At 64.9% G+C, this 25307-nt stretch carries 22 protein-coding genes; 12 read left to right on the top strand and 10 right to left on the bottom strand.

Going from position 1 to position 25307, the window contains the following annotated elements; genetic code table 11:
* The first annotated feature begins 77 nt into the window (after positions 1 to 77).
* The 6 genes from ybaK to CIT40_RS07650 all read left to right on the top strand — a co-directional run bounded on the left by ybaK (position 78) and on the right by CIT40_RS07650 (position 4904).
* On the top strand, positions 78 to 551 hold the full coding sequence (gene ybaK, locus CIT40_RS07625) for a Cys-tRNA(Pro) deacylase (RefSeq protein WP_094895271.1): 474 nt from the start codon (positions 78 to 80) through the stop codon (positions 549 to 551).
* A 133-nt stretch (positions 552 to 684) separates the two neighbouring features.
* Positions 685 to 1128: a hypothetical protein gene (locus tag CIT40_RS07630; RefSeq protein ID WP_094895272.1), complete on the top strand. Its 444-nt coding sequence runs from the start codon at positions 685 to 687 to the stop codon at positions 1126 to 1128.
* The gene (locus tag CIT40_RS07635; RefSeq protein ID WP_094895273.1) at positions 1125 to 1985 is read left to right on the top strand and encodes an alpha/beta fold hydrolase; all 861 of its coding nucleotides are present in this window, start codon (positions 1125 to 1127) and stop codon (positions 1983 to 1985) included. Before CIT40_RS07630 ends, CIT40_RS07635 begins: the two co-directional genes overlap by 4 nt.
* Positions 1986 to 2001: 16 nt before the next feature.
* A complete protein-coding gene (locus CIT40_RS07640; protein WP_094895274.1) occupies positions 2002 to 3198 on the top strand; it encodes an ABC transporter substrate-binding protein in 1197 nt (398 codons plus the stop codon).
* 60 nt (positions 3199 to 3258) lie between these two features.
* Positions 3259 to 4140 (top strand): NAD(P)-dependent oxidoreductase, encoded by an 882-nt coding sequence (locus tag CIT40_RS07645; protein ID WP_094895275.1) that lies wholly within the window; start codon positions 3259 to 3261, stop codon positions 4138 to 4140.
* An 8-nt stretch (positions 4141 to 4148) separates the two neighbouring features.
* Positions 4149 to 4904: an IclR family transcriptional regulator gene (locus tag CIT40_RS07650; RefSeq protein WP_094895276.1), complete on the top strand. Its 756-nt coding sequence runs from the start codon at positions 4149 to 4151 to the stop codon at positions 4902 to 4904.
* Position 4905: 1 nt separating this feature from the next.
* Here the strand turns inward: CIT40_RS07650 and CIT40_RS07655 are convergent, their stop codons facing one another.
* Entirely contained in the window at positions 4906 to 5586 is a 681-nt protein-coding gene (locus tag CIT40_RS07655) for a GntR family transcriptional regulator (protein WP_094895277.1), read from the bottom strand.
* Between the two features lie 158 nt (positions 5587 to 5744).
* Between CIT40_RS07655 and tcuA the strand changes: the two genes are divergently transcribed.
* Positions 5745 to 7136 (top strand): FAD-dependent tricarballylate dehydrogenase TcuA, encoded by a 1392-nt coding sequence (gene tcuA, locus CIT40_RS07660; RefSeq protein ID WP_094895278.1) that lies wholly within the window; start codon positions 5745 to 5747, stop codon positions 7134 to 7136.
* Positions 7123 to 8223 (top strand): tricarballylate utilization 4Fe-4S protein TcuB, encoded by a 1101-nt coding sequence (gene tcuB / locus CIT40_RS07665; RefSeq protein WP_094895279.1) that lies wholly within the window; start codon positions 7123 to 7125, stop codon positions 8221 to 8223. Before tcuA ends, tcuB begins: the two co-directional genes overlap by 14 nt.
* 4 nt (positions 8224 to 8227) lie before the next feature.
* Here tcuB and CIT40_RS07670 read toward each other — a convergent pair whose 3' ends face one another.
* Both CIT40_RS07670 and CIT40_RS07675 read right to left on the bottom strand, forming a co-directional pair.
* Positions 8228 to 8896 carry an alpha/beta hydrolase gene (locus tag CIT40_RS07670; protein WP_094895280.1) on the bottom strand — a complete coding sequence of 223 codons (669 nt, stop codon included), beginning with the start codon at positions 8894 to 8896 and terminating at the stop codon, positions 8228 to 8230.
* Between the two features lie 5 nt (positions 8897 to 8901).
* The gene (locus CIT40_RS07675) at positions 8902 to 12306 is read right to left on the bottom strand and encodes an acyl-[ACP]--phospholipid O-acyltransferase (RefSeq protein ID WP_094895281.1); all 3405 of its coding nucleotides are present in this window, start codon (positions 12304 to 12306) and stop codon (positions 8902 to 8904) included.
* A 679-nt stretch (positions 12307 to 12985) separates the two neighbouring features.
* On the opposite strand from CIT40_RS07675, the gene CIT40_RS07685 reads away from it, so the two are divergent.
* Complete coding sequence (locus tag CIT40_RS07685; RefSeq protein WP_162307394.1) at positions 12986 to 13606, top strand: TetR/AcrR family transcriptional regulator; 621 nt, start codon at positions 12986 to 12988, stop codon at positions 13604 to 13606.
* Between the two features lie 12 nt (positions 13607 to 13618).
* Here CIT40_RS07685 and CIT40_RS07690 read toward each other — a convergent pair whose 3' ends face one another.
* From CIT40_RS07690 to CIT40_RS07700, 3 genes are all read right to left on the bottom strand, one after another.
* Entirely contained in the window at positions 13619 to 14926 is a 1308-nt protein-coding gene (locus CIT40_RS07690) for a GGDEF domain-containing protein (RefSeq protein WP_094895282.1), read from the bottom strand.
* 241 nt (positions 14927 to 15167) lie between these two features.
* Complete coding sequence (gene pncB, locus CIT40_RS07695) at positions 15168 to 16472, bottom strand: nicotinate phosphoribosyltransferase (RefSeq protein ID WP_094895283.1); 1305 nt, start codon at positions 16470 to 16472, stop codon at positions 15168 to 15170.
* Positions 16473 to 16546: 74 nt separating this feature from the next.
* Positions 16547 to 17467 (bottom strand): LysR family transcriptional regulator, encoded by a 921-nt coding sequence (locus CIT40_RS07700; RefSeq protein WP_162307395.1) that lies wholly within the window; start codon positions 17465 to 17467, stop codon positions 16547 to 16549.
* Positions 17468 to 17569: 102 nt separating this feature from the next.
* On the opposite strand from CIT40_RS07700, the gene pcaH reads away from it, so the two are divergent.
* Both pcaH and pcaG read left to right on the top strand, forming a co-directional pair.
* On the top strand, positions 17570 to 18358 hold the full coding sequence (pcaH, locus tag CIT40_RS07705; RefSeq protein WP_094895285.1) for a protocatechuate 3,4-dioxygenase subunit beta: 789 nt from the start codon (positions 17570 to 17572) through the stop codon (positions 18356 to 18358).
* Between the two features lie 3 nt (positions 18359 to 18361).
* A complete protein-coding gene (gene pcaG / locus CIT40_RS07710; protein WP_094895286.1) occupies positions 18362 to 18988 on the top strand; it encodes a protocatechuate 3,4-dioxygenase subunit alpha in 627 nt (208 codons plus the stop codon).
* Between the two features lie 4 nt (positions 18989 to 18992).
* Here pcaG and CIT40_RS07715 read toward each other — a convergent pair whose 3' ends face one another.
* The gene (locus tag CIT40_RS07715; protein WP_094895287.1) at positions 18993 to 19892 is read right to left on the bottom strand and encodes a helix-turn-helix domain-containing protein; all 900 of its coding nucleotides are present in this window, start codon (positions 19890 to 19892) and stop codon (positions 18993 to 18995) included.
* A 50-nt stretch (positions 19893 to 19942) separates the two neighbouring features.
* On the opposite strand from CIT40_RS07715, the gene pobA reads away from it, so the two are divergent.
* Positions 19943 to 21115, top strand: a complete 1173-nt coding sequence (pobA, locus tag CIT40_RS07720) for a 4-hydroxybenzoate 3-monooxygenase (protein ID WP_094895288.1) — start codon at positions 19943 to 19945, stop codon at positions 21113 to 21115.
* 27 nt (positions 21116 to 21142) lie between these two features.
* Here pobA and CIT40_RS07725 read toward each other — a convergent pair whose 3' ends face one another.
* The 3 genes from CIT40_RS07725 to CIT40_RS07735 form a co-directional block, all read right to left on the bottom strand.
* Positions 21143 to 23293 (bottom strand): adenylate/guanylate cyclase domain-containing protein, encoded by a 2151-nt coding sequence (locus CIT40_RS07725; RefSeq protein ID WP_094895289.1) that lies wholly within the window; start codon positions 23291 to 23293, stop codon positions 21143 to 21145.
* A gap of 17 nt (positions 23294 to 23310) precedes the next feature.
* Positions 23311 to 23979, bottom strand: a complete 669-nt coding sequence (locus CIT40_RS07730) for a hypothetical protein (RefSeq protein ID WP_162307396.1) — start codon at positions 23977 to 23979, stop codon at positions 23311 to 23313.
* 186 nt (positions 23980 to 24165) lie between these two features.
* The gene (locus CIT40_RS07735) at positions 24166 to 25290 is read right to left on the bottom strand and encodes an HD-GYP domain-containing protein (protein WP_094895291.1); all 1125 of its coding nucleotides are present in this window, start codon (positions 25288 to 25290) and stop codon (positions 24166 to 24168) included.
* Positions 25291 to 25307 lie beyond the last annotated feature (17 nt).

The raw sequence follows: 25307 nt of genomic DNA on the forward strand, positions 1-25307 counted from the left end.
TCCAGACTGCCTCGGCGGCGAGATTCTGGATTGCTTCGTTGCTTCGCTCCTCGCAATGACGGTGGTAGATATCGCCTATGTCCAAAGTCACTCCCGCCACCCGGGCGCTTGCTGCAGCCGGTGTCGCCTTCACCGTCCATGCCTACGACTACGATCCTGACGCTGAGAGCATCGGCCTCCAGGCTGCCGCCGCACTCGGCGAAGACCCGTCGCGCGTGTTGAAGACGCTGATGGCGCAGGTTGACGGCAAGCCGGTCTGCGTGATTGTGCCGTCCGACCAGGAAGTGTCGATGAAGAAGCTCGCCGCAGCCGTGGGCGGCAAGTCGGCGCAGATGATGAAGCCGCCGGAGGCCGAGCGCCTCACGGGCTACAAGGTCGGCGGCATCAGCCCGTTCGGGCAGCGCAAGCAAGTACCGACCGTGATCGAGCAGAGCGCGCTTGCGCATGATCTGGTCTATCTCAATGGCGGCCAGCGCGGTTTGCAAGTGCGCCTCAGGCCGGCCGATGTGCAGCGCGTGTTGAAGGCGATCGTGGCTGACGTGCTTGCCTGACGGAGGCCGATAAGGGTCCCCCTTGGAGCTGCCCGGCCCAGGCAGGGGACTTGAGTTCATGTGGGAGGTCTGTATAGAAACATCATCAAAATAGAATGACGTTCTGTTAGACAGAACAATTGGGGATGAAGCGATGGCATCTGAGCGCAGCGGCAACAGCAGTGATGCGCCGATCCGATGTAGCGCCGACGCCGTCATCGCGGCCTTTGAGTCGATCCCGGCCCTGCTGGCGCGCGATGCGACGTTGACGGCTCGCGGTCGCTGGCTCGACGTCGATTGCCTGCTCGGGGTGAGCACGCAGCCGTTCCACGTCAGCATCCGGGCCGGGCAGATCGTGGATATGACGCGGGCTCCCGTGTTGATGCGATCCTGGCGCTTCGCATATCGCGCCACGCCGGCCGCGCTCGCCGCCTACTGGCAGCCGCGCCCGCCGGCGGGCTGGCATGATCTGCTGGCGTTGACCAAGCGCGGAGAGGCGACGCTCGAAGGCGAGATCCATCCCTTCATGACCCATCTTCAGTATTTCAAGGATCTGCTCGCATTGCCGCGCCGTAACGGCTTCGGAGGCGTGTCATGACCGGGGGCATCATCGAGCCCATCGTCGGCCGCTACGCGCATGTCGAAATCGAGGGTGAGATCAACCGGATCTATTTCGAGGAGAACGGCAGCGGCATTCCCCTGGTTTGCCTGCACACTGCCGGCTCCGATGCGCGGCAATGGCGTCATCTGCTGGTCGATGAGGAGTTCACCAGGACCTACCGCATCATCGCTTTCGACATGCCTTGGCACGGCAAGTCCAATCCGCCTGATAGCCAATATGGCAGCGAATACCGGCTGACGACCGCAAGCTACACCGCGACCATCCGGGCGTTCTGCAGTGCTCTCGGGCTGGATCGGCCCGTGCTGATGGGTTGCTCGATCGGGGGCCGCATCGTGCTCAACCTCGCCATCGAACATGCGCGCGACTTCCGCGCCTTGATCGGGCTCGAGGCCGCCGACTTCCAGCAGCCCTGGTACGACACGGCATGGCTGAACCGGCCCGACGTCCATGGCGGAGAAGTCTGCGCCGCCCTGGTGTCCGGACTGATCGCGCCGGATGGACCGGAGGCCGCTCGCAACGAGACGCTGTGGGGCTACAAGCAGGGCGGCCCCGGCATCTTCAAGGGCGACCTCTATTTCTATCGCGTCGACGGCGATCTGCGCGGCCGCACGTCTGGCATCGACGTCAACCAGTGCCCGCTCTACCTCCTGACCGGCGAATACGATTTTTCCTGCACGCCGGAAGATACGCTGCGGACAGCCGCCGGCATCCCAGGCGCGAGGGCGACCGTGATGGATCGGCTCGGCCATTTTCCGATGAGCGAAAACCCAGATCAGTTCCGCCGCTACATCGCGCCGGTGCTGCAAGACATCCTCGATAAGCAAAGATTGTAAACGGGAGGCGTATGTTATGAAGTTGCGTTGGATGATGGCGGCCGTTCTGGCCGCGCAGGCGGGTGCTGCATTTGCGGCCGACAATGTCATCAGGATCGGCGTTCTCAACGACCAGTCCGGCGTGTTCGCCGACAATGGCGGACGGGGCTCGGTCGCCGCCGCAAAGCTCGCGGCCGAAGATTTCGGCAACGAAGTGCTCGGCAAGAAGATCGAGATCATTTCGGCCGACCACCAGAACAAGCCGGACATCGCGTCGGCCACGGCGCGAAAGTGGTTCGACAACGAGGGCGTCGACATGATCGCGGACGGCGCGGCATCTTCCGCCGGCTTTGCCATCCTCGAAGTCGCCAAGCAGAAGAACAAGATCTTCGTCATCTCCGGCCCCGGCTCGTCCGATTTCACCGGAAAGTCCTGCTCGCCCGTCAGTTTTCACTTCAACTACGACACCTATGCGCTGTCGAAGTTGACCAGCGACGCGATCACGCGGGCCGGCGGCAAGTCCTGGTACTTCGTGACCGCCGATTATGCGTTCGGCCACGCGCTGCAGCGTGATGCCACCAAGTTCATCGAAGCCGCGGGCGGCAAGGTGATCGGCTCGGCCGCGCACCCGCTCGGCACCGCCGACTTCGCGTCCTTTCTGCTGCAGGCGCAGGGTTCGAAGGCCGACGTTGTCGGCCTTGCGACCTCGGGCGCGGACGTCCAGACCGCCATCAAGCAGGCGGGCGAATTCGGCGTCGTCGAGGGTGGCCAGAAGCTCGCCGGCCTGCTCGTCTTCATCACCGACGTGAACTCGCTCGGCCTGAAGGTCACGCAGGGCCTGCAGGTGACGACCTCGTTCTATTGGGACCTGAACGAAGAAACCCGGGCTTGGTCGAAGCGGTATGCCGGCCTGATGGACGGAAAGGTCGCCAGCATGGTGCAAGCCGGCGTCTATAGCGGCGTCCATCACTACCTCGCCGCCGTCAAGGCGGCCGGGACCACCGACGCGACGGCCGTCGCCGCCAAGATGCACGAGCTGAAGGTCAACGACATGTACAACAAGGACGTCGCGATCCGGCCCGACGGACGCGTGCTGCACACCATGTATCTGGTCCAGGTGAAGAAACCGGAGGAGTCCAAGTACAAGTTCGACTATTACCGCATCGTCAGCTCCAAGCCGGGCGCCGAGGTGTTCCGGCCGATGGCCGAGGGCGGCTGCCCGCTGGTCAAGTAACTGCGCCGGCCGGGCGGGCTGTCACCCGCCCGGCCGCAGGATTTCGAGGGAGAGTACGGAATGTCTGGTTCGATTGGGTTTATCGGTCTCGGTGTCATGGGCGAGCCGATCTGTCGCAACCTGTTGCGCAAGAGCGGACGAGCGGTCCTTGTCTTCGACCTTGCCGCGGAGCCGCTGGCGCGGATCGCGGCCGATGGAGCGACCGTAGCGAAGTCGGTCGCAGATGTCGTCGGCGGCAGCGAGACGATCTTCCTGTGCCTGCCCAGCGCCAGGCACGTGATGTCGGTGTTCGAAAACATCCTGCCGGCCATCAAGCGAGGCCAGACCGTGATCGATCTCGGCACCTCCGATGTCGGCCAGACCCGGTCGTTCGCCAAGCAGCTGGCCGACAAGGGCGCGCTCTGGATCGACGCGCCGATCGCGCGCACGCGCCAGGCAGCGCAGGACGGGACGCTCAGCGTCATGGTCGGCGCGTCGGCGGAACAGTTCGCCGTGGTCGAGCCGCTGATCCGGCATTTCGCCACGGATGTCACCCTGTGCGGCGGGACCGGCGCGGGGCAAGTGACGAAGATTCTCAACAACATGGTGCTGTTCGAGACGGTCAATGCGCTGGCGGAGGCGGTCGCGCTCGCCAAGCATAATGGCGTCGATCCGAAGCTGTTGCTGGAGACGCTGTCGAAGGGTTCGGCCGACAGCTTCGCGCTGCGCAACCATGGCATGAAGGCGATCGTCGCCAGGGAGTTTCCGCTGCGGGCCTTTTCGACCGAATATGCCATGAAGGATCTCTCCTACGCGCTCGAATTGGGCGCGCAGGCCGGGCTGAACCTGCGCGGCGCGGCACTGATGCGCGAGATGTTTCAGGAGACGATCGACAAGGGCATGGGCGATGCGTATTTTCCCGTCATCGCGAAACTCATCGATCCCTCCGGATTTCCTCAATAGGAGACGACATGCCATCGCCCGGCGTTGCCGCCGTCGATCGTGCCCTGAGCATCCTGGCGGCTTTCGAGGACGCTTCGGAGCCGCTGGCGCTGGCCGAGCTTGCCCGGCGGACCAAGATGTACAAGAGCACGCTGCTGCGGCTGATGGCCTCGCTGCAGGAGTTCGGCTATCTCGTGCAGTTCGCCGATGGTCGCTATCATCTCGGCCCGACGCCGTTCCGGCTGGGCGCGGTCTACCAGCGCAGCAACAACATGCACGACCGCGTCATGCCGCTGCTGCGCGAGCTCGTGGCCGACGGGTGCGAAAGCCCGTCGTTCCACGTGCGGCATGATGCCAAACGCAGGCTCTGCGTCTTCCGGGTCGATTCCCAGCATTCAACGCTCGACCGGGTCGAGGCCGGCATGCTGTTGCCGCTCGACCGCGGCGCGGCCGGCCGGGTCATCCTCGCCTTCGACGGCGAGAAGGGCGAGGGCTGCGACGAGATTCGCGAGGGCTGCATCGCGGTGTCCTTTGGCGAGCGCGATCCCGATTGTGCCGGGCTCGCCTGCCCGGTGTTCGGCCCCGGCGGCAAATGTGTTGGCGCCCTGTCGCTTTCAGGGCCGAAGCCGCGTTTCACGCGCGACAACATCAAGGCGATGACGTCACAGCTGCTGAAGGCCGCCATCCGGCTGACGCGGGCGCTGGGTGGCCCGACCGAAGCTCTTGATGCGGTGTTGGTGGCCGCTGCCGACGATGCGCGTTCTCCGCGCCGGGTGCGACGATAGGCTACTGCTTCTGCAACAGCTTCAGCCGGCAGCGCAGCGCCTCGCGGATATGCGCGCGCGTGAGCTGCTCGGCCTTGTCGCCGTCGCGGGCGCCGATGGCATCGATGATGGCCTGATGCTCGCCGTGGCTGGTCGACGGGCGGCCCGTCACCGTGAAGGTGGTCGGGCCGAGCAGGGCGATCCAGTCCTGCAATTCGCGGGACGCGTTGTCGAGATAGCGGTTGCGTGCGGCGCGGCAGATCGCTTCGTGGAAGGCGCGGTTGAGCCGCGCCATCTCGGCGGCGTCGGCCCCGGACACCTCGCCAAGAGATTGTTCGATATCCCTCAACGCGTCGATCTCGGTCGCGGAGGCATGCTCGGCTGCAAGGCGCGCCGCAGCCCCCTCCATGATCTCGCGCATGGCGTAGAGTTCGAGCACCTCGGAAATATCGAGGCTGCGGACGATCAACCCGCGGCCGGCGGCGGGCTCGACGAAGCCACGCGCCGCGAGCCGGCCCAGTGCCTCGCGCACCGGCGTGCGGCTGACCTTCAGTCGCTGCGCCACTTCCTCCTCGCGCAGGCGATCGCCGGCGCGGTAGCTGCCGGCCTGGAGCGCCTCGCACAGCGAACGAAACACCGCTTCGCCCAGCGCCATGCCGCCGCGTGCGATCAATCCGCCTGCCTTTGCCGGGCGTCTGGCCATGAATCCTCGGGCTGGCGATGCGCATCCTGCCCATGCAGAGATGCCACTTGCATCACGTCTGTATATCTTTGTATACAAAAGTACGCAATGGTTGTCAGGGTTGACCGGGGCGGCTTGCGGGCAGAATGTCTCCAACTTCGTCGCATCGGACGGACGGCATGAGCAGCAAATACGACGTGCTGGTGATCGGGGGCGGTAACGCGGCGCTGTGCGCCGCCATTTCCGCGCGGCGCGGCGGTGCCTCGGTGCTGGTGCTCGAAGGCGCGCCTAAATTCTATCGCGGCGGCAATACCCGCCACACCCGCAACATGCGTTGCGCCCATGATGCGGCAACCGAAATCCTGACTGGTCCCTATACCGAGGAGGAGTTCTGGGAAGACCTGCTGCGCGTCACCGGCGGTCAGACCGACGAGGTGCTCGCCCGCCACATGATCAGTGAGTCCAAGGACATCCTCAACTGGATCGTGGAGCAGGGCGTGCGCTGGCAGCCCTCGCTCGGCGGCACGCTGAGCCTCGGCCGCACCAATTCCTTCTTTCTCGGCGGTGGCCGTGCGATGCTGAACGCGTTGTATCTGACCGCCGAGCGGCTCGGCGTCGATGTCGAATACGACGCGGAGGTCACCGACCTCGTGATCGAGGACGGCATGTTCCTCGCCGCGCGCCTGAAACGGCCAATCAGGGGCGAGACCGAGATCCGCGCGACCGCGCTGGTCGCTGCGGCCGGCGGGTTCGAGGCCAATATCGAATGGCTCAAGCAATATTGGGGCGAGGCCGCCGATAATTTCCTGATCCGCGGCACGCCCTATAACCGTGGTTCGATTTTGAAGATGCTGCTCGACAAGGGCGTGCAGGAGGTCGGCGACCCCACGCAGTGCCACGCCGTCGCGATCGACGCCCGCGCGCCGAAATTCGACGGCGGCATCATTACGCGGCACGATTCCGTCGTGTTCGGCATCGTCGTGAACAAGCACGCCCAGCGCTTCTATGACGAGGGCGAGGATATCTGGCCGAAGCGCTACGCGATCTGGGGGCGGCTGGTCGCGGCGCAGCCCGACCAGATCGCCTACATCATTTTCGATTCCACTGTCGTCACGAGCTTCATGCCGACGCTGTTCCCGCCGATCGCCGGGCAGACCGTGGCTGAGCTCGCCGGCAAGTTGGAGCTCGATCCGATCGCTCTGGAGAAGACCATCACCGAGTTCAACGCCGCGGTGCGGCCCGGCACGTTCGACCACACCATTCTGGACGATTGCGTGACGGAGGGCATCAGCCCGCCCAAGACGCATTGGGCGCGCAAAATCGAAACGCCGCCTTATCTCGCTTATCCGGTGCGGCCCGGCATCACCTTCACCTATCTCGGCACGCGCGTGAACAAAGAGGCGCGGATGCTGATGGCGGACGGCAAGCCAACGGGCAACATGTTCGCCGCCGGCGAGATCATGGCCGGCAACGTGCTCGGCAAGGGCTACGCCGCCGGGATGGGCATGACGATCGGCAGCGTGTTCGGGCGGATCGCAGGACGGGAAGCGGCGAAACATGCACGGAACTAGGATACTGGACGAAGCCGACCGTCTGATGACGGTCTGCAATTCCTGCCGCTACTGCGAGGGGCTGTGTGCGGTATTTCCGGCGATGGAGATGCGCCGCGCCTTCTCGGACGGCGATCTCAACTATCTCGCCAATCTCTGCCATTCCTGCGGCGCCTGCTATGTCGATTGCCAGTTCTCGCCGCCGCATGAGTTCAACGTCAACGTTCCCAAGACGCTCGCGATCGCGCGGGCCGAGTCCTACGCCGCCTATGCCTGGCCACGGGCGCTGTCCGGCGCCTTCGCCCGCAACGGCCTCGTCATCAGCATCGTCGCCGCGCTCAGCATGGCCGCCTTCATCTTCGGCTTCGCCGCAGTAAACGACCGCAATGTGCTGTTCGGTGTGCACACCGGCCCCGGCGCCTTCTATAAGTTGATGCCGCATAACGCGATGGCGGCGTTGTTCAGCGCCGCGTTTCTCTATGCGATGCTGGCTCTCGTCATGAGCGTGCGCGCTTTCTGGCGCGACATCAGCACGCCGATTGGCGGCCGCGCCGATGGCGGATCGATCTTCCAGGCGATCCGCGATGCCGGTGAGCTGCGTTATCTCCATGGCGGCGGCGTCGGTTGCTACAACGAGGACGAGAAGCCGACCGACCGGCGCAAGCTGTATCACCACCTGACCTTCTACGGCTTCGTGCTGTGCTTTGCCGCAACTTCGGTCGCCACCCTGTATCACTATCTGCTTGCGCGCGAGGCGCCGTATCCGTGGTGGGACCTGCCGGTGGTGCTGGGCACGCTCGGCGGCATCGGTCTGATCATCGGTCCGGTCGGCCTGTTCATGGCCAAGCTGCGACGCGATCCGGCGCTGCTCGACGAGAACCGATACGGCATGGATGTCGGCTTCATCGCCATGCTGTTCCTGACCGGCCTCACCGGCATGGCGCTTCTGGTGCTGCGCGAGACCGCCGCGATGGGGCCGCTGCTGGCGCTGCATCTCGGTGCGGTGTTCGCGCTGTTCGTCACCATGCCCTACGGCAAGTTCGTGCACGGCATCTATCGCTTCGCAGCCCTGGTGCGCTATGCGCAGGAGCGGCGGACGGCAGCGTGACCCGTCATATCCGTTGAAAGCGGCCCCCGCGCAGAAAGGCGATGGTCTGTGCGATCGCAACGGTGTGACGCGGAAGTCCGGTATGCGATGCCTTCACGACGACATGGTCGGCCATGCCGGCCAGCATCGCGCTTTGCACGGAAACCCGTCCGTCATTCGGCTTCGGCAGAACGAAGAGACCGGCAATGGGATCGATAAAGCGGCTTCCTGCGATCACACCGACCGGATAATCCACCGCGGGCAGGCCGTCCGGCCGCGTCGTCGTCGTGAGTTCGAGCCCCGCTGGCCCGTAGAATGCGCGGTAGGGCACAAATCCCTGTAGGAGATCGGCGACCTCGCTGCCGCCGTTTGGAGTCCCCAGCATCACGACGCCGGCAAGCCGGGCTGGCCGGTACTTCGCAATGTAAGCGCGGGTCACCAGCCCGCCCATCGAGTGCGCGACGAAATGCAGCGGCGCGTCCCGTTCGGCGAAGCGGCTGATGGCCGGATAGAGATCGTCCGCGAGCTTGGCGATCGGCTTGCTGCGGCTGGGATAGTCGATGTTGAGCGTTGCGAAGCCGACCGCCCGGAGCGCCCGCTCCAGCTTCGTCAGGGATGCCGAGGTCCGCGCGATGCCGTGAAGCAGAACCACTCCCGGGCATCGCGCGTCGCCTGATTGAGGCGCCTCGTGCATCGTCCTTACGCCACCTCGCGCTCCGGCGCGGAGGCCTGCTCGCGGGCCATCGCCGTCGCGGTGACGTAGTCGGTCTTGCCGGTGCCGAGCAGCGGCACCTTGTCGACCACCATGATCGCCGCGGGAACGGTCAGCTCGGAGGCGCCGATCGTCTTGGCCTGGCCCTGCATCGCGCTGCGCTCGGCGTTCTTCTCCGTCGTCAGCAGCACGATGCGCTCGCCCTTGCGCGGATCGGGGATCGACACGGCAATCGATCCGGCCAGCGGCCACAGCGTGGTCGCGATGGCTTCGACCGCCGACAGTGACACCATTTCGCCCGCAATCTTGGCAAAGCGCTTGGCGCGGCCCTTGATGGTGATGAAGCCGGCGGCGTCGATCGCCACGATGTCGCCTGTGTCGTGCCAGCCCTCGGGCAGCACTTCGAGCACGCCAGGGTTTTCCGCCCGCAAATAGCCGAGCATCACGTTTGGTCCACGTACCGAGAGCCGTCCGCCTTCCTCGATGCCGGGGACCGGATCGAGGCGGCTTTCCATCAGCGGCGACAGGCGGCCCACGGTGCCGGGGCGGTTGGCCATGGGCGTGTTCATCGCCAGCACCGGCGCGGTCTCGGTGACGCCGTAGCCTTCGAGGATGCGGATGCCGTAGCGCTCCATGAACACCTGCCGCGTGCGGTCCTTGACCGCCTCCGCGCCGGCGATCACGAGGCGCAGGGTGCGGAAGTCGTAGGCGTGCGCCGAACGGGCATAGCCGCTGAGGAACGTGTCGGTGCCGAACAGGATCGTGGCGCCGGTCTGGTAGATCAGCTCGGGGACGATCCGGTAGTGCAGCGGCGAGGGATACATATAGATCGGAATGCCCGCGAGCATCGGCATCATCATCCCGCCCGTGAGCCCGAACGAGTGGAACACCGGCAGCACGTTGAACACCTTGTCATTGGCGTTGGCGTCGACCCGGGCCAGCGCCTGCGCCGCGTTGGCGAGGATGTTGCGGTGGGACAGAACCACGCCCTTGGGCGTGCCTTCCGAACCCGACGTGAACAGCACCACGGCCGGATCGCTGGCCTGCCGGACGACGCGCGGCGTCGTGCCGGCGAGCAGGCCCTTGATCTTGTCGGCCGTGCCGATCGAGGCGCGGACGTCCTCGAGATAGACGACCCGGGCTTCTCCGGAGATCGCAGCCATCAGCTTGTCGAGCTTGCCCTTCTCGATGAAGGCCTTCGAGGTCAGCACGGTCTTGACCTGCGCGGCCTTCATGGCGGCCAGCACGTTGACCGGACCTGCCGAGAAGTTGAGCATCGCCGGCACCCGGCCGATGTTCTGCAGCGCCATGAAGACGACGGCGACGCCCGCTGAGTTCGGCAGCAGCACGCCGACATTCTCGCCGATTGCGGTGCCGGTCTCGAGCTTGCGGCTGAGAACCTGCGCGCCGAGGATCAGCTTGCGATAGGTCAGCTTGGTGCCGAGCGCGTCCTCGATGATGACCTTGCCGGTGTCGCGGTCGCGATAGGCATGTCCGAGTGCCTCGAACAGCGAGTGATCGAGCATGGCGTTCTTGACGAGAGCGTCGATCATCACGTCCTGCAGTGCGGCACCGGCGGCATTCCGGCGCGCCTTGCCCTTCAGCGCCGTGTCGACCGGAAGCTTGACCGGCGGCAGGATGGTGACCGTTACCCGCGGAAACCACGAACGCTTGATCTGGCTGGAGTTGAGATAGCTGAGATGCGAGCGCTGCGCGCCCTCGATGCGGACCGGCACAACCACGGCATCGGCCTTGTCCGCGATCATCGCGGTGCCGTCATAGACCTTCATCAGCGAGCCGGAGACGGTGATGCGTCCCTCCGGGAAGATCACCACCGGCTCGCCGGCGGCGACCAGCTTGATCAGGTCGCGCGCGGCCAGCGGCTTGGTCGGGTCCATGGTGTAGTGCTTGACGACGCGCAGGAACGGCTTGGCCCACCAGGCCTTGGCGATGCCGGTGTCGACAGCGAAGCTCGCGTCGATCGGCAGCACGGCGTGCAGCAGGGGGCCGTCGATCAGGCTGACATGGTTGGGCGCGATCAGCATCCGCGTACCCGGGGGCGGCAGGTTTTCCAGCCCGCGAACCTCGGTGCGGAACAGTGCGCGGAACAATAGTCCGCCGGCATCACGCACGCCTTCCTTGCCCCATTTGGTCAGCACGAACCACACCGCACCGAAGCTGGCGACGCCGAGGCCGAAGAAGATCCAGCCGATATGAAGGCCCGCCGCCTGCAGCAGCGCGACGAACAGCGAGCCTGCTACCATGAAGGCCGCCTGCAGCACGTTGCCGGCGGCGATGATGCGGGCACGCTCGGATGCTGCCGACCAGGCCTGGACCGCGGCGAAGGAGGGAACGACGAACAGGCCGCCGCCGAATGCGAAGGCGACGAAGTCGGCCAGCATGCGCAGCCCCGCGAATGAGGTCGCGAAGTCGGCCGCGGTGACGTCCTGGCCCTTGGCAGTGACGCCGATGGCCCAGGCGAGATCGAGGCCGGCAAATCCCATGATGATGGCGCCGATCGGCACCAGCGCGAGGTTCGGGCGAACGTGGCTGAGGCTGGCGGCGAACAACGAGCCGATGGCGATGCCGATCGCGAAGATCGCAAGGCACAGCGTCACCACGCCCTCGGTGCCGCCGACGACGTCCTTGACCAGCGCCGGCAGCAGCGACAGCACGATCGCGCCGACCAGCCAGAACCAGGAGACGATCACAGTGCCGTCCCACAGCCGGTGGTCGGCGTGCAGGGTTTTGAGAAGGCTCACCGTCGAGGTCCAGGGATTGGCATCGACAGGCAGGTCGGGCGCGGACGGCGTCGTCTGCGGAATGCGGGAAGCGAACGCCCAGGACAGCAGGGCCAGCACGACCACGGCCGATGCGACCCAGCCCATATGCGCGGATCCCGCCACGAACTGGCCGCCGGCGACGGTGCCGAGCAGGATCGCCATGAAGGTCGCGCCTTCGACCAGAGCGTTGCCGGTCGCGAGCTCGCCGAGCTCGAGCTGATCCGGAAGCATGGCGTATTTCACGGGCCCGAACAGGGCGGCGATGACGCCGAACAGCGCGAGCGCTGCGAACAGCAGCGGCACCGAGTGCAGGAAGAACCCGGCGGCGGCAAAAGCCGCGGCGAAGATCTCGGCGAATTTGAGCCGTCTTGCGACGACGGATTTGACGTATTTGTCGGCGAGCTGGCCGCCGAGCCCCGACAGGATGAAATAGGGGAAGATGAAGACCGCGCCTGCCACCGTCACCAGCGCGTCGCCGTGGCCGGTTAGGGCACTGTAGAGCAGAATGATGACGAGCGCGTTCTTGAGCACGTTGTCATTGAGCGCCGAGAAGAATTGCGCCCAGAACAGCGGCGCAAAGCGGCGTGACGACATCAATTCCCTGATCATGACTAGTCCTGTTTTGGAAAGGCAGCCTGAAGTGCTTGCAGAATGGGTGAAACGTCACGACCGGAAGGATGGGGATCGGACGGTTGCAGGGTGACGATGGTCGGCGCCTGCTCTGTCCCCTCGGTCCCTCTGATCCTGTTGGTATCCAAGTGGCCTCGTTAGGTTCGGAAAATATCTGGTCACGACTGCAGTCCGGTCGGAAAGGTCGCGCCTCTTGGGTATCGCGGGGGGCGATGAGGAAAAGTTGAACCGCATCGCCGAGGGTGACGAAATCGGATGCCGATGTCGGGGCATGGTAAGTCCTTCCTTGCAACCTGATCTTGCATTCGAATCGACACGGAACGTGCTGGCTGCCCGCGCTTCAGGTGAGATGGGCGAGGTGGCGAAAAGGCGACAAGCGGCCAAGAACGCTGAGCTTGCGGCCTTCGAGACGTGCGCGGTCGCGGCTGGCCCGCCACATCCGGAAGGTCGCGCGGCGTTCGGCAAGCACGCCGGCAATGTCGCAGGCATTTGCAATGCGATCGATCGGCCTCATGGCGAGCCGCAGCAGCGCGCGGCCAGGGGCGGTTACGAGAGCGATGGCGTCGTCGACGAAGGTGGCGGCGATATCAACAGCGAGGGTTTGCATTTTGCAGGTCTCCGGGTTAAATTGAACAATGTTCACATGAGTAGCTTGAAAATGAACAATGTTCAAGAAGAATCGCTGCGGGATCAAAAAAAAAGTCGGAGGCGGCTCCAGATCCTGGAGATCGCGCGGGGTATTATTTCCTCTAAGGGGTTGAGATCGTTGAAGGTTAGGGACGTCGCGGAGGCCGCCGGCTGTTCCGTTGGCAGCGTCTATAACGAGTTCGGCGACTTCGACGGGGTGATCCTGACCGTCAATCGGGAGACCGTTCAGGCCCTGACGGCCCGGCTTCGCGGGGTTCCAGCTGAGGACCCCGTTCGCCAGCTCTACGGGCTTGCCGAGACCTATCTCGAATTCTTCGCGGAACACGCCAATCTGCTGCGCTCGCTGTTCGAGCATCGGATGGAGGACGACCGTCCTTATCCCGACGACATCCTGCAGATGGTGATGGATGCTTTCGCGCTGATGCATCCACCCCTGGTCCGGCTGCTACCTGATGCGGATGACGTGAAGATCGCTCTGTTGTCGCGCACCTTGTTTTCCGCCGTTCATGGAATCATCTCGCTCGGTCTGGAGGAGCGCATGGTGGCCGTGCCGCCCCAGATGCTGCGTCAGCAGGTCGAACAATTCCTCGACGCGCATCTGGTGGGTCTCGGGATCGTGCCACCGCGGTGACGGCGGAGAGCGTCAGGCGCGCGCGACCTCGAGCGGCCGAGCTGCGACGACGACGACATCGGTTCGTCCGCCGTCGGCCTGAACGCGGTTGCGCCCCTTCTCCTTGGCGCGATAGCAGGCGGCATCGGCGCGCCGCATCGCGCCTTCGAGCGAGGTGCTGGCGTCGGCGATGCAAGTGACGCCGATGCTGGCGGTGACCGCAAAGCAGCGATCGTCCCAGACGAAGCTGAACAGCTCGAGCGATCGCCGCAGCCGTTCGGCGATGTCGAGCGCGTTCGCAGGCGAGCACTGCGGCAGGATCAGGCCGAATTCGTCGCCGCCGAGCCGGGCCACGAGGTCACGCGGATGCCGGTCCTGTTGCAGGAGGCGCGAGACCTGGCAGAGCAGGCGGTCGCCGGCGAGGTGCCCGCAGCTGTCGTTGACGTTCTTGAACTGGTCGAGGTCGAGCAGGATCAGTCCCAGTGAATCCGCTGCGGCATCGTCCAGTTCGCTTTGCAGGCGCGCCTCGAATGCGCGGCGGTTGGACAGGCCGGTCAGCCAGTCGTGCGATGCCTGCCACACCAAGCGTTCCTTCTCGGCATGCAAAGCATCTTCGAAGGCTTGACGCTGCAGCACCAATCGCCTGGTGTGCCAGATCAGGAGCAGGATCAGCATCGCAGCGGTGACGATGTTGATGCCGGTCAGCGTCAGCTTGATGGCGCGGGAGCCTTCGCCGAGCACGGTGGAGAACCGGTTGGCATGGACCGTGAATTGGGCGTTCAGCTCGGAGAGCCGCGACGACAGGAACTGCAGCCGGCTTGCGTCTCGAACAGGACCGTTCTCCAGCTCCGACCGGATGACTTCGCCGAAGACGCTGAGCTCGAGCAGCATGGGATCGGTAGCGGCCCACTCGCGGATCGCATCCCGAAGGAAGCTGACGCCATGGAAGTAGCGGAACAGCCAGATCAATCCCGGGACGTCATCGGGGTGGTTGCCGCCTTGCAGGAAGCCGATGCGTGCGGCCTCGACGTCGACCGGATCGCGCTCGAGCGCCCAGCGCGCGAATTCGTCGCCGATGGGAACGGCAAGTGCGGCCTGGTATTGCACAAATTGGCTGGAATCGCCCGAATGCAGATAGAGATTGAGGAAATAGACGGCGTTCTTCTGCGAGCGCGACCATATCGCTTCGCCCCCGACATAGGCCCGGACCGAAGACATCACCTCGAGACTGAATCCCGCGATCGCCGCCTGGAGCACGACGACCATCACGAAAGGCGACACGAGCTTGATGACATGAAGGAAGCTGTGTCCCTTCGTCGACGTTGCTGTTCTGCGAGACACCTTGCGTTCCCCAAATCGCGCAACGACCCCGCGGAGCGCTGCGCCTGCAACGCCAAGTAGAAGAGATGGTTGCTTAACTCGGCCTGAAAGGTGCGGGAGACCGCATTGCAAGGTGAAAGCGCCGTGAAGCCGATGTCTACAGATCGCTTCAAATACCGGCAAATCAGAAATGGCGTGGTATCGACGCGGCGGTGCCTCCCATTCGTCCTGCGCAGTTACCGAGAGCGTCTCGTCGGCGCCGTTAGACCAGCACCGGCTTGCGGACGCGGCCGGCGTCGCCGAACACGCGCAGATAACGCTCGATCTCCGAGGGCATGCCGGTCGCCTTCTCCGGATTGTCGGAGAGCTTGACGGCGGGATGGCCATCCACCGACGACACCTTGCAGACCAGCGAGATCGGATCGAGATTGAACGAGCCGTCCGGCGGGCAGCCGACGAAGTCGTTGGTGAGGTTGGTGCCCCAGCCGAACGAGAGCCGCACCCGACCGGCGAAGTGGTGATAGGTCTCCTCGATCGAGCCGACATCCATGGCATCCGAAAAGACGAGCAGCTTGTCCCTGGGATTGCGGCCGTTCTTTTCCCACCAGGCGATGATCTCCTCGCCGGCCTGGATCGGCGGCGCGCTGTCGGGGCGGAATCCGGTCCAGTCAGCGACCCATTCGGGGGCATCGCGCAGGAAGGCCTTGGTGCCGAAGGCATCGGGCAGCGCGATCAGCAGATTGCCGCCATAGGTCTGGCGCCACTGGTCGAGGATGCGGTAGGGCGCCCAGCGCAATTCCTCGTCGTCCCTGGCGAGCGCGGCCGCGACCATCGGCAGCTCGTGCGCATTGGTGCCGATGGCTTCGAGATCGTTGTCCATCGCGAGCAGCACGTTGGAGGTGCCGATGAACGACGAACCCAGCCCTTCCTTCACCGCTTCCACGCACCAGCGCTGCCAGAGGAAGCCGTGACGGCGGCGGGTGCCGAAGTCGGACAGGCGCAGATTCTCGAGCTTGCGCAGCCGCTCCACCTTGGTCCACAGCTTGGCCTTGGCGCGGGCATAGAGCACGTCGAGCTCGAAGCGGCCGCGGCCCTTCATCGCCGCGCGCGAGCGCAGCTCGTTGAGGATCGCGAGCGCCGGAATCTCCCACATCGTGGTGTGGCTCCAGGGGCCGTGGAAATGCAATTCGTACTGGCCCTCGACCTTGCGCAGCTCGTACTCGGGAAGGCGGAATTCAGCCAGCCAGCGGATGAAGTCCGCCGAGAACATGTGGGTCTTGCCGTAGAAGGTGTTACCCGCCAGCCAGATCAGCTCCTTCTTGGCGAAGCGGATGGTGCGGGCGTGGTCGAGCTGGGCGCGCAGCTCGCCCTCGTCGACGATCTCGGCGAGCCGCACATGGCGCGAGCGGTTGATGACCGAGAAGGTCACCTGCTGGTTCGGGTAGGTTTCCCGAATCATTTGCAACATCAATAGTTTGTAGAAGTCGGTATCAAGCAGGCTGCGGATGATGGGATCCAGCCGCCAGCTGTGATTGTAGGTCCGGCTCGCGATATCGGTGACTGTCATGGGAGGATTTTAGCGCGGCTCCCCTTGCGCAACCAGTGGGTTTGGCGAGGGGCAGGCTTCCGGGAGGCGGAGGCTCAGCCGCCCGCGACTGTCGCCGCGACAGTTTCCAGCTGGCTCCTGACCCAGCGATGAGCCGGATCTTTCTGATAGCGCTGGTGCCAGACCATGAACATCGGCAGCTCGGCCAGCGTCTGCGTGCGTGACGCCAGCGGTATCCGCGTTTGCGCGAAGCCGCGCATCACGCCGGGTGCGAGCAGGCTCGGCATGCTCGCCAGCATCTGCGAGCCGCGCAGGAAGGACGGCACGCCGGAAAAGCTCGGCACCGAGATCGCGATGTCGCGGTGAAGACCGTTGGCCGCCAGCCGGCGGTCGAAGTCGAGCCGCTCATTGTCGGTGTAGACCACCGTGATGTGACGCGCGGCGAGGTAGGCGGCGCGACCGGCCGGCGCGGTCCGCGCCTTGGCATCGAAGTAGCAGACGTAATGATCCCTCAGCAGGCGCTTCTGCACGATGTCGATGCCGGACGGCGGCAGCGGCGTGATCAGGAGATCGCAGCGGTCCTCGCGCAGCATGGCGGGCGAGGGCGACTGCGAGGGGATCACGCGCAGGTTCAGACTCTTCACCTGGCCGGCGACATGATCGAAGAACCGGGGCAGCAGCAGATCGCGCTGGAAGTCATTGGCCGCGATCGTCAGCGAAAGCTGCGCGCGTGGCGGCTCGAAGCTGACGCCGCCGGCAAAGCTTCGCATCTCGTCGATCAGCGCGCGCGCCTTCGCGGCCAATGATTGCGCATGCGCGGTTGCGACGATGCCGCGGCCGGATTTGGCGAACAGCGGATCGCCTGCGATCCGCCGCAGCTTGTTCAGGGCGTGGCTGACGGCGGACTGCGTCAGGCCGAGCCGGGTGGCGGCGGCCGTGACCGACCCCTCCTCGAGTACGGCGAGGAACAGTTCGAGGGCGTGGCCGTCGAGAGCCAAATGATCGATTTCTTTCATGAAACATATTATAATCGATCTATTTATCTGTGGAATAGACCGGCCCATGATCTCCCGACAAGCCGCGCGTCCGGACCCGGGCGCGCCCCAGGGAGAAACACGATGAACGCCCAGGCGCCAGCCTTGCGGGATCCCCGCCTCAACCGCCCCGAGCCCCTTGCGCCGCCGCTCGGCGACGGCGGCTTCTTTCAGCGGGATCGTTCGATTCATCCGCCGGCGCATGCGCCGGGCTACAAATCCTCGGTGCTGCGCTCGCCGCGCCAGTCTCTGCTGTCGCTGGAGGGTTCGGTCTCCGAGATCACGGGACCGGTGTTCGGCCACAACGATCTCGGCCCGCTCGACAATGATCTGATCCGCAACTACGCCAAGGACGGCGATCCGGTCGGCGAGCGCATCATCGTGCACGGCCGCGTGCTGGACGAGACCGGCCGCGGCGTGCCGAACACGCTGGTCGAGTTTTGGCAGGCCAATGCCGGCGGCCGCTACCGGCACAAGAAGGACACTTATCTGGCGCCGATCGACCCGAATTTCGGCGGCTGCGGTCGCGCGCTGACCGACGACACCGGCTACTACTATTTCCGTACCGTGAAGCCGGGACCCTATCCCTGGCGCAACTACGTCAACAGCTGGCGTCCGGCCCATATCCACTTCTCGGTGTTCGGCTCAGGCTTTGCACAGCGGCTGATCACGCAGATGTATTTCGAGGGCGATCCCCTGATCCCGATCTGTCCGATCCTGACGACCATCCCGGACAAGGATGCGCTCGACCGCCTCGTCGCGCCGCTCGACCTCAACGCCTCGGCGCCGTTCGATTCGCTGGCCTACCGCTTCGACATCGTCCTGCGCGGTCAGCGCTCCACCTATTTCGAAAACCGCACCGCGGGGAACTGAGCCATGCCGCAGCAGCTCAACTATCTCAAGGAAACCGCTTCGCAGACCGCCGGTCCCTACGTTCATATCGGCCTGATCCCGGCGATGGCCGGCTTCGACATCTTCGAGAAGAACTTCTCGAATGTCCTGACAACGCCTGATACCGAAGGCGAGCGCATCACGCTGGAAGGCAAGGTGCTCGACGGCACCGGGACGCCGCTGCGCGACGTGTTGCTCGAGATCTGGCAGGCCAATGCGAGCGGCCGCTACAACCATCCGGCCGATCGTTCGGCAGGCGCGCTGAATGACGAGTTTCGCGGCTGGGGCCGCGCCGGCTCGGACTTCGAGAGTGGTCTGGTTACCTTCGAGACCATCAAGCCGGGCGCGATCACCGACAAGGCGGGACGCAAATGCGCGCCGCACATCAATGTCTGGATCGTCGCACGCGGCATCAATATCGGCCTCAACACCCGGCTGTACTTCTCGGACGAAGAGGCCGCCAACGCCGCCGACCCCGTGCTCAATTTGATCGAACAGCCGTCCCGGCGCTCGACGCTGGTCGCCAGGCGCAGCGAGCGCGGCGGCAAGGTCGTGTACTCCTTCACGATCAATTTGCAGGGGCCGGAGGAGACGGTGTTCTTCGACGTGTGAGGCCTCAGCTCTCGTCGCCATGGAGCTGCGCGCGAAAGGCGCGCGGTGAGACCCCTGTGGCGGCGGCGTAGACCCGGCTGAAATAGGCGGGGTCCTCGAAGCCGAGCGTGTAGGCGATCGTCGAGACCGGCAGATTGGTGTAGACGAGGTTGCGTCGCGCCTCGCGGATCAGCCGGTTGAGGATCAGATGCGAGGCGGTATCACCGGTCGCCGCCCGTGTGATCCGGTTGAGATGTGTCGGCGTCACCGCCAGCGCCTCGGCATAGTCCGCGACGCTCCAGCGTTCCAAATGATGCTGCTCCAGCAGCGCCTCGAAGCGGCGGAACAGGCTGGATTCGACCGTGCCGTTGCCGCCGCTCTCGCTCGTGAGGGCGCGCGCCACCAGCCCGATCATGGCCGACGACAATGCCCGCAGCACATGCGCGCGGCCGAAATCGCGCGCGGCGTGTTCCGCGAAGATCTGCTTCATGGTGGCGCGGATCTGCGGCGTACCGCGCACCACCGCCGAGCGGGCCAGCGCGCCGCGCAGGCCCTCGGCGGAGAGCAGCGCCTCGTCCAGAATCTCCGCGGCGATGGTCAGCACCCAGCCTTGCGTATCGGGCACGAAGCGGAAGCCGTGGACGTCACCGACAGGCACGTTGACGATCTGCATCGGCTTCAACGGCACCACCCGCCCGTCGAGCGTCGCCTCGCCGCCGCCGCGCTCGATCAGCAGCACCTGGTGCAGCCGGGCATGGCGGTGCACGGCCAGGGTCCAGTCGTGCAGCACCGAGCGCGCCGCGATGGTCTCGCAATGCACGACGTCGGGCAAGTCGCCGGACTCGCCGAACAGATTGTAGATACGGATCGCCGGGGCTGCGCTTCTCATGTTCGAATAGTACAAGACAATGGCGAAACCCTCCATCGGTCCGTGGCGTCAAATCTGCAAAAAAGTGCCGACGGGAGGACGCATAAATGAAGGTTCAGGTCTGTATCATCGGCGGCGGGCCGTCGGGGCTATTGCTGTCCCAGCTGTTGCACCTCAAGGGCATCGACACGGTCGTGCTGGAGAAATACAGCCGCGACCATGTGCTCGCCCGAATCCGCGCCGGCGTGCTCGAGCACGGCTTTGCCGAGTTGATGCGCGAGGCGCAGTGCGGCGAGCGGATGGACCGCGAGGGCGAGATCCACACCGGGTTCGAGATCGCCCATGACGGCGTGCTCTCCAAGATCGATCTGCACAAGTATTCCGGCGGCAGTTCGGTGCTGGTCTACGGCCAGACCGAGCTGACGCGCGATCTCTATGAGGCACGGGACCGCCTAGGCGGCAAGGTCGTGCACGATGCGCAGGACGTGACGCCGCATGATCTGACCTCGGACCGTCCCTACGTGACCTATCGATCGAACGGCGAGATTGTCCGCGTCGATTGCGACTACATCGTCGGCGCCGACGGTTTTCACGGCGTCAGCCGCAAGTCGATCCCGAAGGACGTGTTGCGCGAGTACGAGAAGGTCTATCCGTTCGGCTGGCTGGGGGTGCTGTCGCGCACCAAGCCGGTGTCGCCCGAGCTGATTTATGTGAAGCACGAGCGCGGCTTTGCGCTCTGCTCGCTGCGCTCGCAGGTACTGAGCCGCTATTACGTCCAGGTACCGCTGACCGACAAGGCCGAGGATTGGAGCGACGATGCGTTCTGGGCCGAGCTGAAGCGTCGCTTGCCGGACGAGGTCGCGGGCCGTCTGATCACGGGGCCCTCGATCGAGAAGAGCATCGCGCCGCTGCGCAGCTTCGTCGCCGAGCCGATGAGCTATGGCCGGCTGTTCCTCGCCGGCGATGCGGCTCACATCGTGCCGCCGACCGGCGCGCGTGGGCTCAACAGCGCCGCGTCCGACATCTACTATCTCTACCACGCGATGCTCGCGCATTATCAGAGCGGCGACGATTCCGGGCTCAAAGGCTATTCCGCCAAGGCACTGGCGCGGATCTGGAAGGCGCAGCGTTTTTCCTGGTGGATGACGATGCTCCTGCACCGCTTCCCCGACCGGCTCGACTACGAGGACCGGCTTCAGCAGACCGAGCTGGACTATCTGCTCTCGTCCGAGACGGCGCAGCGGCTGCTCGCGGAGAATTACGTGGGGCTGCCGTTTTAGGCGTGGAGCCTCTGGCGCTCCTCATCGCTACTTCCCTTCCAGCGCATTGACCGGGGTCCAATCCGGCGGCGGTGGATTCGCGGTGAATGCCGCAGCGCGCCTGGCGAACAGCGCTGACGCCGGATCGGCCTTTGCCATCTGTCCGAACGCATCGGCCGCCTTCGCGAAATCACGCGCGCGCCATCGGGCGAGCCCTTCCGCATAGACTGCGGTCACCTTCGCCTGTTCCGCGCTCTCCGCGCTCTTCTCGGCCCGCGGCTCGAACACCTTGATGGCTTCGCCGCGCCCCAGCACCCTGATCGCATCAAGCTCGCGCCAGGCAAAGGCGTCGCCGCTCTGCGTCATGGTCGTCTCCGAGGCCATGATCGCTGTGCCGTAATATTTGTTGGCGCCTTCGAGCCGCGAGGCGACGTTCACGGTGTCGCTCATCACGGTATAGTTGAAGCGGCGGCGCGAACCGATGTTGCCGACCACGGCCTCGCCGCTGTTCAGCCCGATCCGGTGCGACAGGCCGTGGCCGGCGAATGCGGGATTGCCGGCATTGAGCTCCGCCAGCTTCTCATGGCATTTCAGCGCGGCGCGAACCGCGTTGCGGGCATGTGCGGGATCGTCGGCCGGCGCGCCGAACATGGCGACGATGGAATCGCCGATATATTTGTCGACATAGCCGCCATGGCTTTGGATGATGTCGGTCATGGCGGACAGATATTCGTTCATCAACGTCACCAGTTCGACCGGCGTCATTGCCTCGGCAATGGACGAGAAACCGCTGAGGTCGGAGAAGAACATGGTGACGTTGCGCATCTCGCCGCCGAGCGCCGGCATCTTGCCGGATGCGACCATGGTCTCGATCACTTCGGGCGCGAGATAGTAGGCAAAGCTCCTGCGCAGGAAGCGCTCGTCGCGATCGGCCAGCACGAAGCGATAGCCGATCATGATCGCAAGCGCAGCAAGGCTGGCGAGTGCCGGCTCCGTCAACGGCAGCGCCAAGGCATGGACGAACGCACTGACGGCGATGGCCGCGTAGGCGAGGGTGAGGCCGAACCATGCCATCAGCGCGCCGCTGGGCGCGAGCAGGCAGGCCGCGCAGGCGATGATCGCCGCGAATGCGATCGTGAGAATGGTCCGCATCGGAAAGCCGAGCTCGGTTACGGCGTCATGCTCCATCAGGTTTCGGACAGCAGTGGCGTGGACGAACACGCCGGCGATGGCGCTCCGGGGCTTCGACGCGGCAGCTGTCGAGATGGGGAGGGCGCATCGCGCCCCCGGCGTGCCGTCATACCCGCCGGACAACCGCATCGAGGTGAGCTTGCGGTCGTCGAAATTGAGAATGCTGCCGAGCAGCACGACCTTGCCCTCGAAGGCGCGACGGAAGAAATCGCGGTCGCCCTTTTCGGTGCAGGCCCGCAAATCGGCGAAGGAATATGTCGGAACGTCGCGTCCCATTCCGCGGAAGTTGAGCGTCGACGTATTGGAGACTGCACTCGGAATCGCGTAGCCGGACAATTCGGTCGCCCCCGAAGGCGCAATCTCCGGCTTGGCGCCGTTGGCGCGCGCGGCGAGTTCGACGGCCATGGCTGGAACCGGCTTGCCCTCGATCGAGAAGCTGAGCGGCATCCGCCGGATCACGTCGTCGGGGTCGGTGTGGACGTTGAGGGCGCGGACGTTGTTTCTCACCGCAAGCCGCTGTGCGGGGTAAGGCCCTTCCGGATGGTCGTTGCTGAGGATCTCGCCAAGCACCAGCTTGCCGCCGTCGGAAAGCTTCCGCAGGGCGATGAGATAGTCCCGGTCGAAGCCCTTCATGCGGGAGCCGAGCGCAGCGTCGCCGAAGGGGATCTCCGATTGCTCGATCGAGCTCGGAAAGATGACGTCGAAGCCGATCACCTTGGCGCCGCCTTCGGTGATGCTGCCGAGCACCCGGCCGATCTCGCGCGTCCAGGTCTGCGTCGGCGATCCCTTGAATGGTGGTGTGTCGTAGGTTTCACCGTCGATCGCCACGACGACGACCGGCGATGTTGCGGGATCGCGGCTGTCGCCGACAAGCTTCCAGCGCATCGCCGTGAGGATGTCGAGCGAAAGGCCTTGCAGGGTCTGCAGCGGCGGCGACGTGAAGATCGCGCCGGTGAGGAGCGCAATCAGGATCGCCGCAACGATGTCCCGTCCCCCGATCCGCCGCATCGCTCCGTCGCAGACCGCTATTCGAGCCGCAGCAGGCGGCCGATGATCGGGGTCGGCGAGGCGGTGGCGCTAGCGTCGACCTGGAAGGTGTAACGCTTGGTTCCGAGGCTTGCGAGATAGCTGCCGCCCGGGGTCAGCGACTTTCCGGCCTTGGCAAAGTCATAGAACTTGCCGCGGATCATGATGTCGTTCTTGAGCGGCACGCTGATCGTGGGTTCCTTGCCGTCCGTGCGCTCGATCACCAGCGTGCTGCCGCTCTTTGCCTGAATCAGGGGCGCGACGCCGTAGATCGTCGGCAGCTTGGACGGAGCGGCCTTGGCGTCGGACCGCATCGTCCGGAACGTGGTCGCGGCACTCTGGTTCGCCTCGCGTTCGGAGAGCTGCGCCGCCTTGGCGTCACAGGGCACCTTGGCGCGCTGCACGTCGCCAAGCTGCACCGTGCTCTGCTCGGCGCCGACCAGCACGACGCCCTCGCTGATGGTCTCGCGCAGGCAGGATTTGAGATAGCTGAGCGTAATGCTGGCCTTGGGCCCGAGCTTGATGATCTTGCCCGCAGCGACATAGTCCATGAATTCGACGCCATCGACCTTGCCTTGCACATCCTCGACGATGGCGGCGGGCGTCTCTGCCAGGGCAGGGGCCACAGTACAGAACGCGCCGACAACAGCGCCGATCAGGCTTCTCATGGCTATTCTCATTCAATTCGACCGATGCTTTGCTGGTCCCCGTCCCGGTGCGATTTTTAGCATCGGGGCCCCCAGGCAAGTGTGACCAGAATCACTCTTTGCTAATTGGTGTATTCTAGCAGGAAGTGGTTCAAACCGCTCATCGCCGACAGAGGAGGGTGCCAAGCTGTTGGCCGGGCGGCGAAATCAGCTGGCGGTGACAGCAGCAGGCGAATGCCCCTCGACCGGAGACTCCATGATCGGAGCGAGCGGAGCCTCGGCCTTGTGAAATGGCGTCGCCCGCTCGCCGGCGGCGATCCCGACCACCTCGTCCCAGCGCGACAAGAAGGCCTCGACGCAGGCCGGATCGAACTGCCTGCCCTTGTTCTCGACCAGATAGCTGCGAGCCTCATCGATCGGCATCGGCTCTTTATAGGGGCGTCGCGTCGTCAGCGCGTCGAAGACGTCGGCGACCGCGACCACGCGCGCGGCGACCGGAATCTCGTCCGCCTTCAGACCGTTTGGATAGCCCGCGCCGTCCCAACGTTCGTGATGGCCTGCGGCGATTTGCGCACCCAGCTGGATCAGCTCGCAACCGGAGTCCGCCAGGATCCGCTCGCCGATCGTTGCATGGGTGCGGATCACCGCCATCTCGTCGTCGGTCAGCCTACCGGGCTTGAGCAGAATGTTGTCGGGAATGGCGACCTTGCCGACGTCATGCAGGGGCGCGGCCAGATAAATGTCGCGGCAAAGCCGTGGCGGCAGTCCGAGCTGCTCGGCGATGATGCGGCTGTACCTGGCAACCCGCAGCGTGTGCTCGCCGGTGTCGTTGTCACGGTATTCCACCGCGAGCGCGAGCCGCAGGATGATCTCCTCCTCGCGTTCGCCGAGCTTTCGCGTCGCGGCCGCGACTTCACTGGCCAGGTGCGCGGCGCGGTCGTTGAGCTTGCGGACAGCTGCGCCGAGTTGAATCAGATTCCGCAACCGAACCGTCATCTCGAGGCTTTCCCGCTGCTTCGGCAGGAAATCGGTCGCGCCGGCCTGCAGCGCTTCCATCTTGACGTCATCCGTCTGCCGTGAGGTGACCATCGCGATCGGAACGTCTGCGCAGCCCGGCAGGGCACGGAAGGCGCGGATGAAGCTGATGCCGTCCATATGCGGCATCTCGTAGTCGACCAGCACGAGATCGAACACGCGCTCCCGCGCGCAAGCCAGCGCTTCCACGGGATCGAGGAAGGCGGTGGCCTCGACCAGACCATCTGCCTCGATGTGACGTTTCAGGTAGTTGAGGACAGACCGGCTGTCGTCAACCAGAAGCGCTTGGGTCAGCATCTGTGGCCGGGGCTCTC

The organism is Bradyrhizobium amphicarpaeae (assembly GCF_002266435.3).
GTDB lineage: Bacteria > Pseudomonadota > Alphaproteobacteria > Rhizobiales > Xanthobacteraceae > Bradyrhizobium > Bradyrhizobium amphicarpaeae.

What these genes read in the sequence shown, in the direction of transcription:
- pobA (WP_094895288.1), top strand. Translation starts at nt 19,943, where the DNA reads ATGAAGGTTCAGGTCTGTATCATCGGCGGCGGGCCGTCGGGGCTATTG.
- CIT40_RS07655 (WP_094895277.1), bottom strand. Translation starts at nt 5,586, where the DNA reads ATGGCCAGACGCCCGGCAAAGGCAGGCGGATTGATCGCACGCGGCGGC.
- CIT40_RS07730 (WP_162307396.1), bottom strand. Translation starts at nt 23,979, where the DNA reads ATGAGAAGCCTGATCGGCGCTGTTGTCGGCGCGTTCTGTACTGTGGCC.
- ybaK (WP_094895271.1), top strand. Translation starts at nt 78, where the DNA reads ATGTCCAAAGTCACTCCCGCCACCCGGGCGCTTGCTGCAGCCGGTGTC.
- CIT40_RS07715 (WP_094895287.1), bottom strand. Translation starts at nt 19,892, where the DNA reads ATGGAGGGTTTCGCCATTGTCTTGTACTATTCGAACATGAGAAGCGCA.
- CIT40_RS07685 (WP_162307394.1), top strand. Translation starts at nt 12,986, where the DNA reads ATGAACAATGTTCAAGAAGAATCGCTGCGGGATCAAAAAAAAAGTCGG.
- CIT40_RS07700 (WP_162307395.1), bottom strand. Translation starts at nt 17,467, where the DNA reads ATGAAAGAAATCGATCATTTGGCTCTCGACGGCCACGCCCTCGAACTG.
- CIT40_RS07670 (WP_094895280.1), bottom strand. Translation starts at nt 8,896, where the DNA reads ATGCACGAGGCGCCTCAATCAGGCGACGCGCGATGCCCGGGAGTGGTT.
- pcaG (WP_094895286.1), top strand. Translation starts at nt 18,362, where the DNA reads ATGCCGCAGCAGCTCAACTATCTCAAGGAAACCGCTTCGCAGACCGCC.
- CIT40_RS07645 (WP_094895275.1), top strand. Translation starts at nt 3,259, where the DNA reads ATGTCTGGTTCGATTGGGTTTATCGGTCTCGGTGTCATGGGCGAGCCG.
- CIT40_RS07650 (WP_094895276.1), top strand. Translation starts at nt 4,149, where the DNA reads ATGCCATCGCCCGGCGTTGCCGCCGTCGATCGTGCCCTGAGCATCCTG.
- CIT40_RS07725 (WP_094895289.1), bottom strand. Translation starts at nt 23,293, where the DNA reads ATGCGGCGGATCGGGGGACGGGACATCGTTGCGGCGATCCTGATTGCG.
- pcaH (WP_094895285.1), top strand. Translation starts at nt 17,570, where the DNA reads ATGAACGCCCAGGCGCCAGCCTTGCGGGATCCCCGCCTCAACCGCCCC.
- tcuA (WP_094895278.1), top strand. Translation starts at nt 5,745, where the DNA reads ATGAGCAGCAAATACGACGTGCTGGTGATCGGGGGCGGTAACGCGGCG.
- CIT40_RS07735 (WP_094895291.1), bottom strand. Translation starts at nt 25,290, where the DNA reads ATGCTGACCCAAGCGCTTCTGGTTGACGACAGCCGGTCTGTCCTCAAC.
- CIT40_RS07635 (WP_094895273.1), top strand. Translation starts at nt 1,125, where the DNA reads ATGACCGGGGGCATCATCGAGCCCATCGTCGGCCGCTACGCGCATGTC.
- CIT40_RS07630 (WP_094895272.1), top strand. Translation starts at nt 685, where the DNA reads ATGGCATCTGAGCGCAGCGGCAACAGCAGTGATGCGCCGATCCGATGT.
- pncB (WP_094895283.1), bottom strand. Translation starts at nt 16,472, where the DNA reads ATGACAGTCACCGATATCGCGAGCCGGACCTACAATCACAGCTGGCGG.
- CIT40_RS07675 (WP_094895281.1), bottom strand. Translation starts at nt 12,306, where the DNA reads ATGATCAGGGAATTGATGTCGTCACGCCGCTTTGCGCCGCTGTTCTGG.
- CIT40_RS07640 (WP_094895274.1), top strand. Translation starts at nt 2,002, where the DNA reads ATGAAGTTGCGTTGGATGATGGCGGCCGTTCTGGCCGCGCAGGCGGGT.
- tcuB (WP_094895279.1), top strand. Translation starts at nt 7,123, where the DNA reads ATGCACGGAACTAGGATACTGGACGAAGCCGACCGTCTGATGACGGTC.